The 13,927-nt window shown below is 61.0% G+C and carries 11 protein-coding genes and 1 pseudogene; 5 read left to right on the forward strand and 7 right to left on the reverse strand.

The features are described 5' to 3' along the window. The 4 genes from T281_RS04635 to T281_RS04650 all read left to right on the forward strand — a co-directional run. The coding region (locus T281_RS04635) for an ABC transporter permease (RefSeq protein ID WP_037234992.1) at positions 1 to 668 on the forward strand (668 nt) is incomplete at its 5' end. A gap of 24 nt (positions 669 to 692) precedes the next feature. Then, a complete protein-coding gene (locus T281_RS04640; protein ID WP_037234995.1) occupies positions 693 to 1,463 on the forward strand; it encodes an ABC transporter ATP-binding protein in 771 nt (256 codons plus the stop codon). 66 nt (positions 1,464 to 1,529) lie between these two features. Continuing rightward, positions 1,530 to 4,019: a glycyl radical protein gene (locus T281_RS04645; protein WP_037234998.1), complete on the forward strand. Its 2,490-nt coding sequence runs from the start codon at positions 1,530 to 1,532 to the stop codon at positions 4,017 to 4,019. A 68-nt stretch (positions 4,020 to 4,087) separates the two neighbouring features. Further along, on the forward strand, positions 4,088 to 5,002 hold the full coding sequence (locus tag T281_RS04650) for a glycyl-radical enzyme activating protein (protein ID WP_037235001.1): 915 nt from the start codon (positions 4,088 to 4,090) through the stop codon (positions 5,000 to 5,002). Between the two features lie 36 nt (positions 5,003 to 5,038). On the opposite strand, the gene T281_RS04655 is transcribed toward T281_RS04650, so the two are convergent. Then, positions 5,039 to 6,130 carry a YncE family protein gene (locus T281_RS04655; RefSeq protein ID WP_037235004.1) on the reverse strand — a complete coding sequence of 364 codons (1,092 nt, stop codon included), beginning with the start codon at positions 6,128 to 6,130 and terminating at the stop codon, positions 5,039 to 5,041. 372 nt (positions 6,131 to 6,502) lie between these two features. On the opposite strand from T281_RS04655, the gene T281_RS04660 reads away from it, so the two are divergent. Further along, a complete protein-coding gene (locus tag T281_RS04660; protein ID WP_037235009.1) occupies positions 6,503 to 7,288 on the forward strand; it encodes an enoyl-CoA hydratase in 786 nt (261 codons plus the stop codon). A gap of 314 nt (positions 7,289 to 7,602) precedes the next feature. On the opposite strand, the gene T281_RS04665 is transcribed toward T281_RS04660, so the two are convergent. From T281_RS04665 to T281_RS04685, 6 genes and pseudogenes are all read right to left on the reverse strand, one after another. Continuing rightward, positions 7,603 to 8,394 (reverse strand): MFS transporter, encoded by a 792-nt coding sequence (locus T281_RS04665; protein ID WP_276324618.1) that lies wholly within the window; start codon positions 8,392 to 8,394, stop codon positions 7,603 to 7,605. 115 nt (positions 8,395 to 8,509) lie between these two features. Then, positions 8,510 to 8,734: pseudogene (locus T281_RS19845) on the reverse strand (MFS transporter); the annotation flags it as partial. 136 nt (positions 8,735 to 8,870) lie between these two features. Then, the gene (locus tag T281_RS04670; protein ID WP_052037040.1) at positions 8,871 to 11,105 is read right to left on the reverse strand and encodes a TonB-dependent receptor; all 2,235 of its coding nucleotides are present in this window, start codon (positions 11,103 to 11,105) and stop codon (positions 8,871 to 8,873) included. 613 nt (positions 11,106 to 11,718) lie between these two features. Beyond that, a complete protein-coding gene (locus T281_RS04675; RefSeq protein ID WP_081796597.1) occupies positions 11,719 to 12,060 on the reverse strand; it encodes a biopolymer transporter ExbD in 342 nt (113 codons plus the stop codon). After that, the gene (locus tag T281_RS04680) at positions 12,041 to 12,781 is read right to left on the reverse strand and encodes a MotA/TolQ/ExbB proton channel family protein (RefSeq protein ID WP_037235020.1); all 741 of its coding nucleotides are present in this window, start codon (positions 12,779 to 12,781) and stop codon (positions 12,041 to 12,043) included. The genes T281_RS04675 and T281_RS04680 overlap by 20 nt, the downstream gene beginning before the upstream one ends. 29 nt (positions 12,782 to 12,810) lie before the next feature. Continuing rightward, entirely contained in the window at positions 12,811 to 13,401 is a 591-nt protein-coding gene (locus T281_RS04685) for a TonB family protein (RefSeq protein WP_245269155.1), read from the reverse strand. Positions 13,402 to 13,927 lie beyond the last annotated feature (526 nt).

Consider the following 13,927-nt stretch of genomic DNA (forward strand, 5'->3'; position numbering starts at 1 on the left):
TCTTCCTGCCCGCGCCGGTCAAGGTGGCCGAAGCCTTCTGGGTGATGCTGACAAAGCAACAACTCGCCAACGACTTCATTTCGAGCGTGTCTATCGTCGGGCAGGCGCTCGTCTATGGCGCGACCGCGGCAATCGTGCTTGGGGTCGCCGCCGGGCTTTCGAAACGGGTCGAGCAGTTTTTCGGGCCGACATTCGACACGCTGCGCCATATACCGGGTATTGCGTGGTTGCCCCTCATCGTTCTTTGGCTCGGCATCGGCGCGCCCGCGAAGGTGCTCGTCATCGCAAAAGCCGTCTTCTTTCCCGTGTTTCTCAATACCCTTCAGGGCATCAGGAACGTCGAGAAAAGCCATATCGAGCTGGCGAACGTGCTGACGCTCAACCGCTGGCAGATGGTGCGAAAAGTCGTCCTGCCTTCGGCCTTCCCGTCGATCATGGTTTCACTGCGCTACGCGGCCGGTCTCGCCTGGGCGATGGTCGTGATCGCGGAAGGGCTGAGCGGCCTCGAAGGGCTCGGCTTCCTTATTTTCCGGGCACAAGGGCTGTTGCTCACCGACCAGCTCGTCGTCTGCATGATCATCATCGGCCTCGTCGGCTTCACCATCGACCGGATCATGTATCTGGCGCAGCGGAGGCTATTGCGCTGGAAGCAGGGCTTCGAAGGCTGATCGCACTCAAATCGGGAAACTGAGATGTCAAAACTGCACGTCAGGTCGGTCAGCAAAAGCTACCAGGGCCACGACGGAGGGCGACTGTCCGTCCTCTCCAATATCGAACTGAGTGTCGAATCCGGCCAGTTCCTCAGTATCGTCGGCCCGTCCGGCTGCGGAAAATCGACACTGCTTCGCCTTATCGCCGGTCTCGATCAGGACTACGAGGGAAGCATTCTTCTCAATGGAAACAAGATCTCGGCGCCAAGCCTCGCGCGGGGCATCGTCTTTCAGGATCACCGGCTGCTGCCCTGGCTGACGCTTGAGCAGAACGTCGCGTTGAGCCTCGAAAACGCTCCCGGATCGTCTAAGGAAAAGGCGAGGCTCGTCCGCGAGCATATCTCGCTCGTGGGGCTGAACGGTTTCGAGAACGCCTATCCCTACCAGTTGTCGGGAGGGATGGCACAACGCGGCGCGATTGCCCGCGCGCTCGTCAACAAGCCGGAAGTGCTCCTCCTCGACGAGCCGCTCGGCGCTCTCGACGCGCTCACCCGTCTTCGCCTTCAGGACGAACTGCTGCGCATCTGGCGCTACGAGAAGACCACCATGATTCTCGTGACGCACGATGTCGGCGAGGCACTCTTTCTCAGCAACGAGATTGCCGTGATGAGCGCCAAGCCCGGCCGCATATCGCGTCGCGTGACCGTGGATCTCGATTATCCGCGCAGTCGTACGAGCCGCGAATTCGTCGCCCTGCAAAGCGAAGTGCTCGCCGAAATGAATGTCTTCGAGGCCGGTCAGGAAGCAGCCTGACGCGCCTCCGCACCTCAAAAATCCAGTTTGCCACCCAGAATTTACCACCCAGAAGGAGTCCGCTTCATGTCCGTGCCGAACGCATTGCCATCGGAGGCACTGCTCGCGCCTTCAATTCCCGGCCTCAGCCCATTCCGCGAGAAAGGAAAGCTGACGAACGCCGCGCAGTCCGCGCGCTGTTCCGAAGCCGCATCGCGCGCGAAGGAATTCCTGCTCGACGCCCCGCAGAAGATCGACACCGAGCGGCTCACCCATCTACTCGACGTGTATCGTGAATATTCGCAGGAGCCGGTCATCGTTCTTCGCGCCCGCGTATTCGAGCGCGTGCTGCAAAAGAAGACGCTGTATATCGACGATAACCCGCTCGTCGGCACGGTGACCAGCAAGCCTGCTGGCGTGTATCCCTATCCCGAATGGGGCGCGGAGTGGATCCTTCGCGAGGCCGATCAGCCGATGGTCAGCCATCTTGGCGAGGTCGAGTTGAGCGACGAAGAACGCGCGACTCTGATCGAAACCGCGAAGTATTTCCAGACCCGCTCCGCCGAGGCGAAGGCGCGCGAGTTGTCGCGTGAGCTTCACGGCTTCGATCCTCGCGACAGTGTTGCCGCGGGCCTCATCACGGAAACGGCGCCATACACCATCGGCTCGGGCACGCTCGACTATGCGACGTTCATCCGGCGCGGGCTCGGCGACATCATCCGCGAAACGGAAGGACGGCTGAAGGCGCTTCCTCTCACTCAGGAAAATGCGTCGAAGGTCGACTTCTATCGCGCGGTGCTGATTTCACTCAACGCGCTGATCCATCTCGCGCACCGCTACGCCGAGCTCGCCGAACAGCTCGCTGGCGTGACGGGCGACGCCGTGCGCCGCGCGGAGCTTCTGGAAATCGCGGAAGTCTGCCGGCACGTGCCGGAGAACCCGCCGCGCAACTTCCGCGAGGCCATCCAGTCGTGGTGGTTCCTGCACCTCGGCAACCAGATCGAGCAGAGCGGTTGCGGCTCTTCGCCGGGACGCATTGGCCAGTATCTCGACCCGTGGTTCCAGGCCGACAAGCTTCAGAACGGGTTCACGCGGGAAGACGCGCAGGCGTGGTTCAAGTGCCTTTTCGTGAAGATCCTCGAATACGGCTACTATCAGGGCCTCATCTCAGCACGCACCAACTCCGGCCACACCGGGCACACGATCAACCTAGGCGGCTTGAACGCGGCCGGTCAGGACGCCACGACCGAGCTGGATTCCGTCCTTCTCGATACGCAGATCGAGCTGCAAAACATCCAGCCGACCATCACCATTCTCTACCACGACGGCCTGAAGGAAGACTTCCTGCTGAAGGCCGTCGAACTGGAGCGCACGGGCCTCGGCCAGCCGCAATGGATGAACACGCGCCTCATCATCGAGCGGACGCTGGCGCGGCATGCGAAGAACGGCATCACCATCGAAGACGCGCGCGCCAGCATCAACATGAGCTGCGTCGGTACGGGCGTTGAGGGGCGGACGGCGTTCGTTCACGAAGGCGGCACGTTCAACCTCGCCAAGTGCATCGAACTGGCGCTGCACGACGGCGTCGATCCGGGAACCGGCCTCGTTGTCGGCGCCCGCACCGGCGACCCGCGCGCATTCAAGAGCTTCGAGGACGTTTACGATGCGTGGCTCCGGCAGGTGGAGCACCTCTTCAAGGTGCAGCGTGCTTTCGGCTCCGTGTCGACAAAGGCGCTCGGCGAGACGATCGCCCCCGCGTTCCGCTCGGCGCTTTACGGCGGTTGCCTCGAACGCGGCAAGCATGTCTTCGACGGCGGCGTGGATTACTACCTCTACTTCGTCATCAGCAACGCGGGCGTGGATGCCGCGAACTCGCTCGCCGCGATCCGGCATCTCGTGTTCGAGACCGGGCGGCTGACGCTCGGGGAACTGCTCGATGCCGTCGATGCCAACTTCGAGGGGCACGACCGCATCCGCACGCTGTGCCTTAACGCGCCGAAGCACGGCAATGGCGATCCCGAGATCGATGCGCTCGTCCGCCGCGTCTATGACGACGCCTTCAAGACGTTCCACGCTGCGGGCTACAGTTACTTCGGCGACCACATCGCGAACATCGAGGCCTACTCGCTCTCAATCCACAACTACTACGGCCTCAAAACCGGCGCGCTGCCAAGCGGGCGGCAGAAGGGGCGCCCCCTTACGGACGGCAGCGTTTCCGCGACGCCCGGCACCGACAAGAAGGGGCCGCTCGCGCTGATCCAGTCCGCGGCTCAGGCAGTGGACGCGGTGAAGTACGGCTCGAACCACTTCAACATGAAGTTCCACCCGACCGCGCTTGCGGGCATCGGCGGCGCGCGGAAGCTGCTATCGCTCATCAAGACCTACATGGACGCGGGCGGCTCGCACATCCAGTTCAACGTGGTGACGTCGGAAACGCTGCGAAAGGCGCAGGCCAATCCGGACGCTTACAAGGGGCTGACGGTGCGCGTGGCGGGCTTCAGCGCTTACTTCACGCGCCTGCACAAGGGCGTGCAGGACGAGATCATCGAACGCACGGAACTGACCTTCGACTGCTGACGAAACATCAGGCGAGCCGCATGGCGGCTCGTCCCGCACCCGCATGGCGGGACCAGGACAGATCTAACATGAAACCGGCGGACAATCCGAGCGGCATCGTTTTCGATATCCAGCATTTCAGCGTGCATGACGGCCCCGGCGTTCGCTCGACGGTCTTCCTCAAGGGCTGCCCGCTGACATGCCGATGGTGCAGCAATCCCGAGTCGCAGAGGCATCAACCCGAACTTCTCCATTTCGGCGAGCTCTGCACCCTGTGCGGCATCTGCGTCGAGGAATGCCCGAACGACGCGCTTGCCATCGCGGGCGACGAATTGCGCCGCGACGAAGCAGCTTGCAAACTGTGCGGGCTCTGCGTTTCCGTCTGCCCGCAGGATGCGCGGCAACTGTCAGGCCACCGCATGACGGTAGAAGAAGTTTCGACCGAGGTGCGCCAGCATTGGCGGATCTTCATGCAAAGCGGCGGCGGCGTTACGTTGAGCGGTGGCGAGGTGTTGGCGCAGCCCGCATTTGCTGGCGCGCTCCTCTCCGCCCTGCATGACGACCTCGGCTTTCACACCTGCGTCGATACCACCGGCTTTTTACCTTGGGAAAACTTCGAGCGGCTTCTTCCCGCGATCGATCTCATCTTGCTCGATCTCAAGCATATGGACGATGCGCGCCATCGCGAGGCGACCGGTATTGGCAACGCCCGCATCCTCGAAAATGCGCGGCGGCTCGGCGAGCGTGGCTTCCCCGTCATCGTGCGTCTGCCACTCATTTCGGCCTACAACGATACGGACGAAAACCTTCATGCGTTGGGGGCTTTCATGAAGAAAGCCAACCTTGGGATGCTCGAAATCCTGCCTTACCATGAGTTCGGTGTGTCGAAATATTCTGCTCTCGGCAAAACTTACACCGTCCTTTCCCGCAAGGTGCCGAGATCCGACACCGCCGCCGATATTCTCGGCAGCTACGGCCTGGACGTCACAGTCGCCCGCCGGTAATGGTGTGAACTGGCGTTTACGCCAGACGTGGCCCGATCAATGGCAGACGCCATACGCGCCAGCCATCTCGGCAAGCGTAGGGGCGAAGTCGAGCTTTATCCTCGCCCCCACGGCGCGCGATGCGGCATCGATCGCGATCAACTCACGGGCGCTCTCGACCGGAAGATAAACCTTCGTCGTCTCCGGTGTCACGACGCCGGGCCCCGCCGTTCCGGAAATGGCGATCCGCCCCGAAGGCGCTAGTTTCTCCATGTCGTAAACGAAGATCGTCTTCGCGCCCGGCACAAAGGCGACCGTGTCGAAATATCCGCTATAGGCTCTGCTGATGGCGGGTTCGGCCTCAAGGTGAACCGCCTCTCCCGGTTCCTCAAGTGGCACAATTTCGATGGTGCCTGATGCTGGGTCGGGGAGCAGCAGCCGCGCGATCATAGGATAGATGGCCCCGCCTCTCGTGGGGGTCTCCTGATAACCGGCTGTTTCCAGGTTGAATCGCGTCAGGAACCGGTCCGGACCGGCAGATAATGCAAACCCGCTCTTCCCCAGCAGTGAGCGCGAAAGTGCTCTGGCGGGCCGGGTGCCGATAATCGACGTCAGCTTGCCCATCAATGCGTCGTAGACCGAGACGCCCTCAATAGAATCGGCGGCTATGAAGATGGTCGCCCCGTCCTTCGCGACCATGAGATCGCGGATATCAGACGGCCCCTTGATGCGGGCTTTTTCTCCCATCACAGACAGATCGATGAGAGCAATTTCGCCTGCCTTGTCATTCGCCGCAATGACGGTGCCCTCATCAGCGGTTATCAGCAGGCGTGTCGGCGCAAAATCGAACGGCAGAACCCTGACGGCACCTGATGCAATTTCGGCGATGGTGACGCCGAAGCTCTTGCCATCGATCGCGACGAGTTTGGCCTGCGCCCCCGACACCCGCAACTGAAGCGGCACGATGCCCAGTTCAATTGTGCCGACGACGCTATCTCGATCGACATCGACAGCCGTCACCGAAGACGCATCGCGCCCCGCCACGAAAACCAGGCGCTGAACATTTGAAGGCATATCCGACGCTCGGGCCAGCGACAAAGGCACGACCAGCAGAGCCAGAAAAACGTAGAAGCGGAAGATCGGATTCATATGTGAGGTGCCATCGATGCCTTACGTTGGTCAATGGGATGCGGCTGGCGATGCCCCGATTCCAAAATCAGCTCGGCACCTTTTTCAGCCGCCGTGCACATCCGTGGAATATGCCAAAGAAGTTTTCAGGCGCCAGGTATAAATGTCCGGCAGGAGGAGGAGCTACGTTCAGGCCACAGCAGCGCACACCGTCTGCAGATCGCCTTCGGCTTGCCGTCGTCTCGGGGTGTTCAGCATGTAAAGTGGATGCGCGAACCCGAGCCACTCGAATGAGTGCGGTGCGCCTGCGTACCGAAATACAGCCAGCACACTGTCTCTACGCCAACGCTAACGCGATGAACGCGTTGCCACAAAATCCCGAGGATCGAACCGATGTCCGAAGCTCCGTTTGTCCTGCGTTCCGATGATGAAGGCGTCGTCACGCTCACACTCAACCGGCCGCAGAATCGTAACGCCCTGTCGTTCGGTATGCTCGAAGCTCTGCGCGATACCCTCGCCCGGATCGAGGAAGACGAAAACGCCCGTGTCGTTATCCTGGCGGGGGCCGGTCCGGGCTTTTGTGCCGGTCACGATCTCAAGGAAATGCGCGCTACCGGTTTCGACGATGCCTTTGTGGAGCGGCTCTTCAGTCTTTGCTCCGAGGTCATGCAGGCAATCGTCCACTTGCCGAAGCCGGTCATTGCCCGCGTCCACGGCATCGCGACAGCCGCAGGTGCCCAACTCGTCGCCAGCGCGGATCTCGCCTTTGCGGCGAAGGATGCCCGGTTCGCGACGCCGGGCGTCAACATCGGCCTGTTCTGCCTCACGCCTGCCGTCGCCCTGTCGCGCAATCTGGCAAACAAGCACATGATGCAAATGCTGCTTTCCGGCGAACTGATCGACGCCGAAACGGCGCTGCGTTTTGGCCTTGTCAACGAGGTTGTCGCGGGCGACTCGCTGACCGAGGTTACAGCAGCATTCGCGCGGAAAGTTGCGTCGAGGTCTCCTCTCACGCTTGCTGTCGGCAAGCGCGCTTTTTCCCGGCTCACGGAATTGCCGCTATCGGAAGCTTATGCCCATGCCAGCAAGCTGATGGCGGACAACCTAAAGGCCCACGACGCCCGCGAAGGGATTGAGGCCTTTCTCGACAAACGCGACCCCGTTTGGCGCGGGCGCTGACGGCGGGACCGTGGCGACATTCGCACAGACCTGGCTCACCTCGATCTCATGGTCAGAACGGTGTCGGTGCAAGCGCCGCCACGACCGCCGCGGCGGTCAGCCTTTCCGGTCTTGCCTTGTGGCAGTCGCTCCACAACGTGTGTCAATCGGCGTTCAATCGTGTGAAGGCAGGCATCAAGCTATCGCGCTGATGGCATCGGTGATTGGTTGGCGCCGTCGCATGAAGAGCGCGACATTGGCTCAGCCATGATTTGAAGGTGGTTCTCCCGCTTATGGGGGGAGCTCAAGGTCTCGAACACTGGAATCGCGCGCCATCAGCTTGCGCCGATCAAACGCTCCGGCGCTCGCGTCGGCCCGATTCGGAGCAAGACGCGAAGCCACAGCGGCGCCAACAGATAGGCAGCGCCAGAAAACAGAAGCACCGGCAGATAGCCCGCACCGCTCGAAAGGATGCGTCCCGTTTGCCAGAGAAGCAGCATGCCGCCGAGATTGCCGCAAAGAGCCGCCACGGCAGTCACTCGTCCGATGCGATCGGGAGAAACGACATCCGTGATGGTCGCAAAGAGATTGACCGAGAAACACTGATGCGCGGCGAGCACGATACCAAGAACGAGCACCATGCCCCAGACGCTATCGAAGAGAAGCGCGAGCGGCATTGTCGCCGCCACGAGAGCAGAGATCGTCAGAAGCCGATTGCGGGCCGACACCAGACTTCCCTTTCCCGCGATAAGTGCGGGAAGCGCGCCGCCTGTGAGAGAGCCTATCGCCGCGGCGACATACACGAAGGCGAGCGGGAAGGCGAGTTCGGCGATTCCCAGCCCCGTGGTGCGATGCAGCAGATCCGGGCCCCAGAACAGGAGCAGCCACCACGCCTGATCCGAAAGCACCTTGGCTCCCGCAATGGCCCAGGTCGTTCTGTCGGCGAGGATCGCGCGCCATGAGAGCGCCTGTGCCGGCTCTGATGCCGCTTCGGGCGCACGCCAACTGACACGGTTCGCGACGAAATACCAGACGACGCACCAGGCTAGCCCCAGCGCACCCGCAAGAAGAAAGCAGGCGCGCCAGCCGAGCGCGAGCCCGAAAAACGGGATGAACAGAGGCGTCACGATAGCTCCCAGACAACTGGCGGCGTTCATTACGCCCAGCGCGACGGAAGGTGAGCGTTTTGATGGCGGTCGGGGTGCCCATCGCCTCGGTGCTGCCGAGCGCGAAGCGGGCTGCCATGAATTGGGGTATCGACCACGCAAGTGCGTGAACAGCCGCCGCGACGCTCCAGGCTCCGACGGCGACAGGATTCGCGAGCTTGGGGCCAAGTCGATCCACCAGCCAGCCTACAAAGGGAAACGCAGCCACCGCGCCAAACTGGAAAATGGCGGAGAGATTGCCATAGTCCGCGTCGGTCCAGCCAAGCTCCTTTTCGAGCAGCGGCTTCAGGATGGCGATCATCTGGCGGTCGACATAATTGAGAACGCCGCCTGTGATGACGAGCAGAAGCAGTAGATTTTGACCGGAGAAAAACACGGCGGATGCCTCGGAGGCTCAGCGCGCCGACCCTCGAGAAGAGCCGGCGCGCTGAGGGTAACTAGAATTCTTTCCGGATGTTGATGCCGAAATACCGGCTATCGTCACGCGGTACCCAGCGATAGATGTAGCCTGCCGTGCCCGGGGCTGCCGTCGCCGCCGAGCTTTGCAGGTAAGAGGCATAGGACTTGTCGAAGAGGTTCTTGCCGATGACAGCGAATTTCCAACCGTCATCTCTGTTGGTGAGCGTGATATCGGCGTCAACGATCCCGAAAGCCTTTTGGATAGTGTCGGGAGACTGCGCGAGGTCGTACTGCACATCGCTCTGCCAGCGCACGCGAGTGCCGAAATCGATGTCGTACTTGTCGTTCAGCGGCAGCAGATAATCCGCCCTGACATTTGCCTTCCATTTCGGCGTGAACGGCACCGTCTGCCCCTCGATTGGCCAGTTTCTGCCGACGATATCCGTGCTTGTTATGCGAGCATCTGTATAGGCGATGCCGCCGCTCAGCGTGACGCGTTCTGTCGGCTTCGCGGTGAAGTCGAGTTCGACGCCCTGGCTCGTCACGGTGCCCGCATTGACGAGGTTCGTCACGACCGTGCCGCCGATCAGGTTCGGAAAGTTGGCCTGGAAATTTTCGAAATCGGTATGGAACGCAGCGGCGTTCAGAACAAGACGGTCGTCGAATAGCTTGGTCTTCACGCCGACCTCGAAGGACTCCGAAGTCTCCGGATCGAGCACCTTGCCCTGCGTGGCTGGCACCATGTTGAAGAAGACGTTATAGGCTGGCCCCTTGTAGCCGTGAGAATAAGTAGCGTACGTTGTAGCCCAGGGCGTCACGTCATATTCGAGCCCCGCTCGTTCAGCATAGCCCCATTTGAACACCTCATCGGATGTATAGGGCGAGGAGACAGCTATTCCGGGAACGGCGGAGGCTGACGTGCTCGTGCGTGTGTGGTGATAGCTGAGATTATCGCCAATAACGCGCCAGCCCGCAACGGCGCGCAGAGACGAGGTCAAGTTTACGGTGTTCTCGTTGAACGCTGCGATGTTATCGCTTGTGATGCCATATGAAGCGAAGCCGCTGTTTACCACGGGGCCAACCTGGGTCGTCGTTCGCCTGTAGGTTTCGCTGTCTGCGGCGTGTAGATAGTAGAGGCCGCCCACATACTCGATGAACTGTCCCTTCTGGGACGCAAGTCTCAGTTCCTGTGAGAACTGATCGAAATTGACCTTGCCGACGTCCGATTGTTGCGGCGTAACGGCGGTCAGGACCGAAGTTCTATCTTGATCCTGATACTGATAGTTGTTCCAGAAGCGATATGCCGTGATCGATGTCACGGTGTGGTTGAGAACTTTCCAGTCGAGTTGAAGCGACGCGCCGCCGTTGTCGTCGTCCGCATGGGTGGGAGTATTTATGTTGACGGAGCGGTTATCGCTCGACGGCACGACCGGTGCGATGATACCTCCGAAGGCCGGATAAGGGGTCTTCACGCCACCGGGATAGGAGACGGTTGAACTAGTGATGACGCCGGTCGGGTTGGTTTCTCGGGAATGCAGATAATCGATCGCGATCAGCGCCTTGAGATTGCTGGAGGGCGTTATTTCGAGCTTCGTGCGGAAGCCCTCATGCGACGAGCCGTTCACCGTATCGCCGTTGAAAACGTTGGTGACGTTGCCGTCGTAGTTGCTGAGGATCACACCGAAAAGACCGTTGACCGTGCCGGGAACGATCGCGCCCGAGGCGGCTGTCTTCAGACGGGTTTCGTTCTTGTCATAATACGATAGGTCCACGTAGCCGTGCAGGTCGGCGGTCGGTTGCGCCGTTGTAACGCTGACCACACCTGCGGAGGAGTTCTTGCCGAAGAGGGTGCCCTGCGGACCGCGCAGCACCTCGATGCGGTCCACGTCGAGCAGGTTGAGAGTGGCCTGCCCCGGACGCGCGAGGACAACACCGTCTACGACCGTCGAAACGGAAGGTTCCGCGCCAGGTGAAGTCGTCACCGTGCCAACGCCGCGAATGAAAAGCCCCTGATCCTTGTTAGACGCGCCATCGCGGAAGTTCAAGCTCGGAACGATGGTCGAAATGTCGTTGATGTTATTGAGGTTTTCCTTCTCGTCCTGCTTCCCGTCAACGACCGTCACCGCGACCGGAACCTTCTGAAGAGACTCCTCGGTGAGCGTCGCCGTCACGACAACGTCCGCGATCGTGGCTGCAGCCTGCCCCTGCGTAGTCTGATTACCTGTCGCGGGCGTAGCGGTGGATGGCTGCGCCTCCTGCGCATTCGCTGTCATTGCGTAGACCAACGGGGAGCCAAATGCGACAGCGCCGACAAGCACCCTCACGCAAATACTCAAATTTCTATTGATTTAGTCAAATATCAATGCTGGGTCTGCATATTCGTCGATGCTATTTGATGTTTGATCGGCTTTCTCTCCAGACGACGTAAAATGCTCACCCTCGACCGGGAACGGGGCCATCGCTTAGCTGCAACTTGCATTAGCGGCAAAGCGTTCTCGCTCTCACCCATTTTGGTGCCGAAACGGGCTTCGCAAATGCGCGCCAGATCCTCGCGGATGAAGGCCGAGCGGCCATCGACCTCGGGATCGGGGCCTCCAGGACAATGCACATCCGCTCGGCCTGCTCGTGCGGCGCAAGGCGGGGTGGGCGCCCGTCGCTCCAGCAATCGTAAAGCCCGTCCGGGCCTTGCGCCTTATGGCGGATGACCCGTCCCTGAGCGTCTGGCGGTCCATCCCGGCCGCTTCCGCAGCCTCTTTTGGACCCATGCCCGAAAGCGCATTGGCGATCGCAAGCAACCGCCGCGCCACGCGCGGATTGACTTCAAGACCTGGCCAGTTTGCTAAGGATCGCCGGAGACCGATCCCTTCGAATCATAAGGGTTGGGAATTACCTTCGACGCAGTGAAATCGCGACACAGCAACACGAGTCAATTTCGATACGGCGGTATAGTTGCAGCGTCGAGAGAAGCTGCTCCGGCGGAACTTCTTCCGTCCCGACGAAGTACTGCCCCGCAGCGTTCACACTGACCGCAAGCGGCGGCTTCTGGTCGTTGAGGGGCTTTGCCTGCGTCTTGGGAAGATCAACCGGCACACCGGCCGTCATCATCGGCGCGGCGACCATGAACACGATGAGGAGCACAAGCATCACGTCGACGAGCGGCGTGACGTTGATCTCGTTCATCGGGGCGTCGTCCGACGCGTCGTCGGAACTACGCAGCGAGGCGCCCATGGGTCTCTCCTTTCGCAAGCTGTCTGGATAGTTCGACGCCATACACTTCAACGAACGTCTTCAGGCTCTTGCCAAACTGCCCGATATTGCCGTTGATGCGATTGTAGAACACCACCGCCGGGATGGCAGCGACGAGGCCGAGCGCGGTGGCGAAAAGCGCCTCCGCGATGCCAGGCGCGACGACCGCGAGGCTGGTATTGTTCGAGGCGGCGATACCCTGAAAACTGTTCATGATGCCCCAGACGGTGCCGAACAGGCCGACAAAAGGAGACACCGCGCCGATGGTGGCAAGGCTCTGCAGGCCGCCTTTCAGCCGATCCAGGGTGTTGCTGCTGGCGAGCTGCCCGACGCGATAAACGCGGTCCAGAAGGCTCTCCTGTTGGGCCGCGCTGTGGCGCAGATCCGCCGAGCGCTTGTTCTCTTCGATCATCGACTGGTAGACGACGCGAAGCGGATCGTCCGGCTTCACCTTGAGGAAGGTTTCGGAGAGATCCGTAAGAGGAACACCGTGGGCGAGGCTCTTCAGCAGAAGCTTTGCGCGCGCATTCAGGATCGCCAGCTGAATCGACTTCGCTGCGATGATGCCCCAACCCCATGCGGAGGCGAGGATGAGGAGCCCCATCACGGCCTTTACGACGATATCGGCCTGCTGGAACAACTCCAGCGGGGTCAGGATATGGGCGGTGCCTGCGGCAGCAAGGCTCGAAGCGGGATCGGCCATTGTATGTCCTTTTGTAGTTTATCAGTTTGCTATTGGAAGCGATAGACGATCGCGCCGGCGATCCGGTAGCTCTTCGCTCCAAGGCTTGGCGGCGCCGGGAACGGAGCCGACCGCGCGAGCGCCTCGGAAACAGCCCGATCGAGCGCCGCATTGCCGGAGTTCACGACCGACTTCGAGACGAGTTCTCCACCCGCACCGATCACGATCACATAGCTGATGCGCACCGACTGCCCTCGCGAGAGCGCCGACTTCGGAAAGCCACTACCGGCGACGCGGTTGATGCGCTGATAGACCTTGTTGGCGTAGTCGCTCGGAACTGCGCCGGGAGTTTGCGCCGTTGCGGGTCTCGGCTTGGGCTTCGGTTGCTGCTTTGGCGGCGGCTCCACGGGCTTCGGCGGCGGTGGCTCTTCCTTCACTGGCTCGGGCTCCGCTGTCGGCTCTGGCGGCGGCGGCTCGGGAGCGACCTCGGGCTCCGGCGGCGCAGGCGGCTGCTCTGGTTCTTCCGGAACAGGGTCTTCGTAAACGACTTCGACGGGGGCCTCGAGAGTAATCGGCGGCGCCTCAAAATTGAACGTAAGCAGAGCGAAGAGCGCCGCAGAATAGATGCCAATCCCCGACAAGATGAGAGCATAGGGCTGTCGGCGCGCATCAAGACCTAACACTGCGCCCGAAATGGGAACCAGTTCACCTTCCTGCCGGACAGGCAGCGAAAATGCTGCATCGGGCGGGACTGAACACCTAGTAAAGCCCAAGCAGATCATTTTGCGCCACAATGCAATCGGTGAACGATATCTGTTGCGACGCCAGAGACTGTTTTTTTCCGATTAGGTGTTCGACCTGCCCGGGACACGATCCAACAAGCCGCCTAAACCCGAGGCGCAGTTCCCCAAATTGTCGTTTGTGATCGCCTGATACCATGCGGTGGCATACACAGCCTCGCGCCGCATCGCGAAGGGCTATAGCAACGACGAACTCAAGGCGATCTCCGCCTAACCTCAGACCAAGAATTGAGACTCGACCACCGTGGCGCTGGATACTTCTCCGGCCCTGAAAGCGGTGAGTTGGCTTTAGAGCACGGTTTCCGGCAGACCGGAAAGATTGCGGATGGCTCCTTGCTTGCGAGTATGCCCGTTGCGGCGAGCGCAG

Source organism: Rhodomicrobium udaipurense JA643 (assembly GCF_000636015.1).
GTDB classification, from domain to species: Bacteria; Pseudomonadota; Alphaproteobacteria; order Rhizobiales; family Rhodomicrobiaceae; genus Rhodomicrobium; species Rhodomicrobium udaipurense.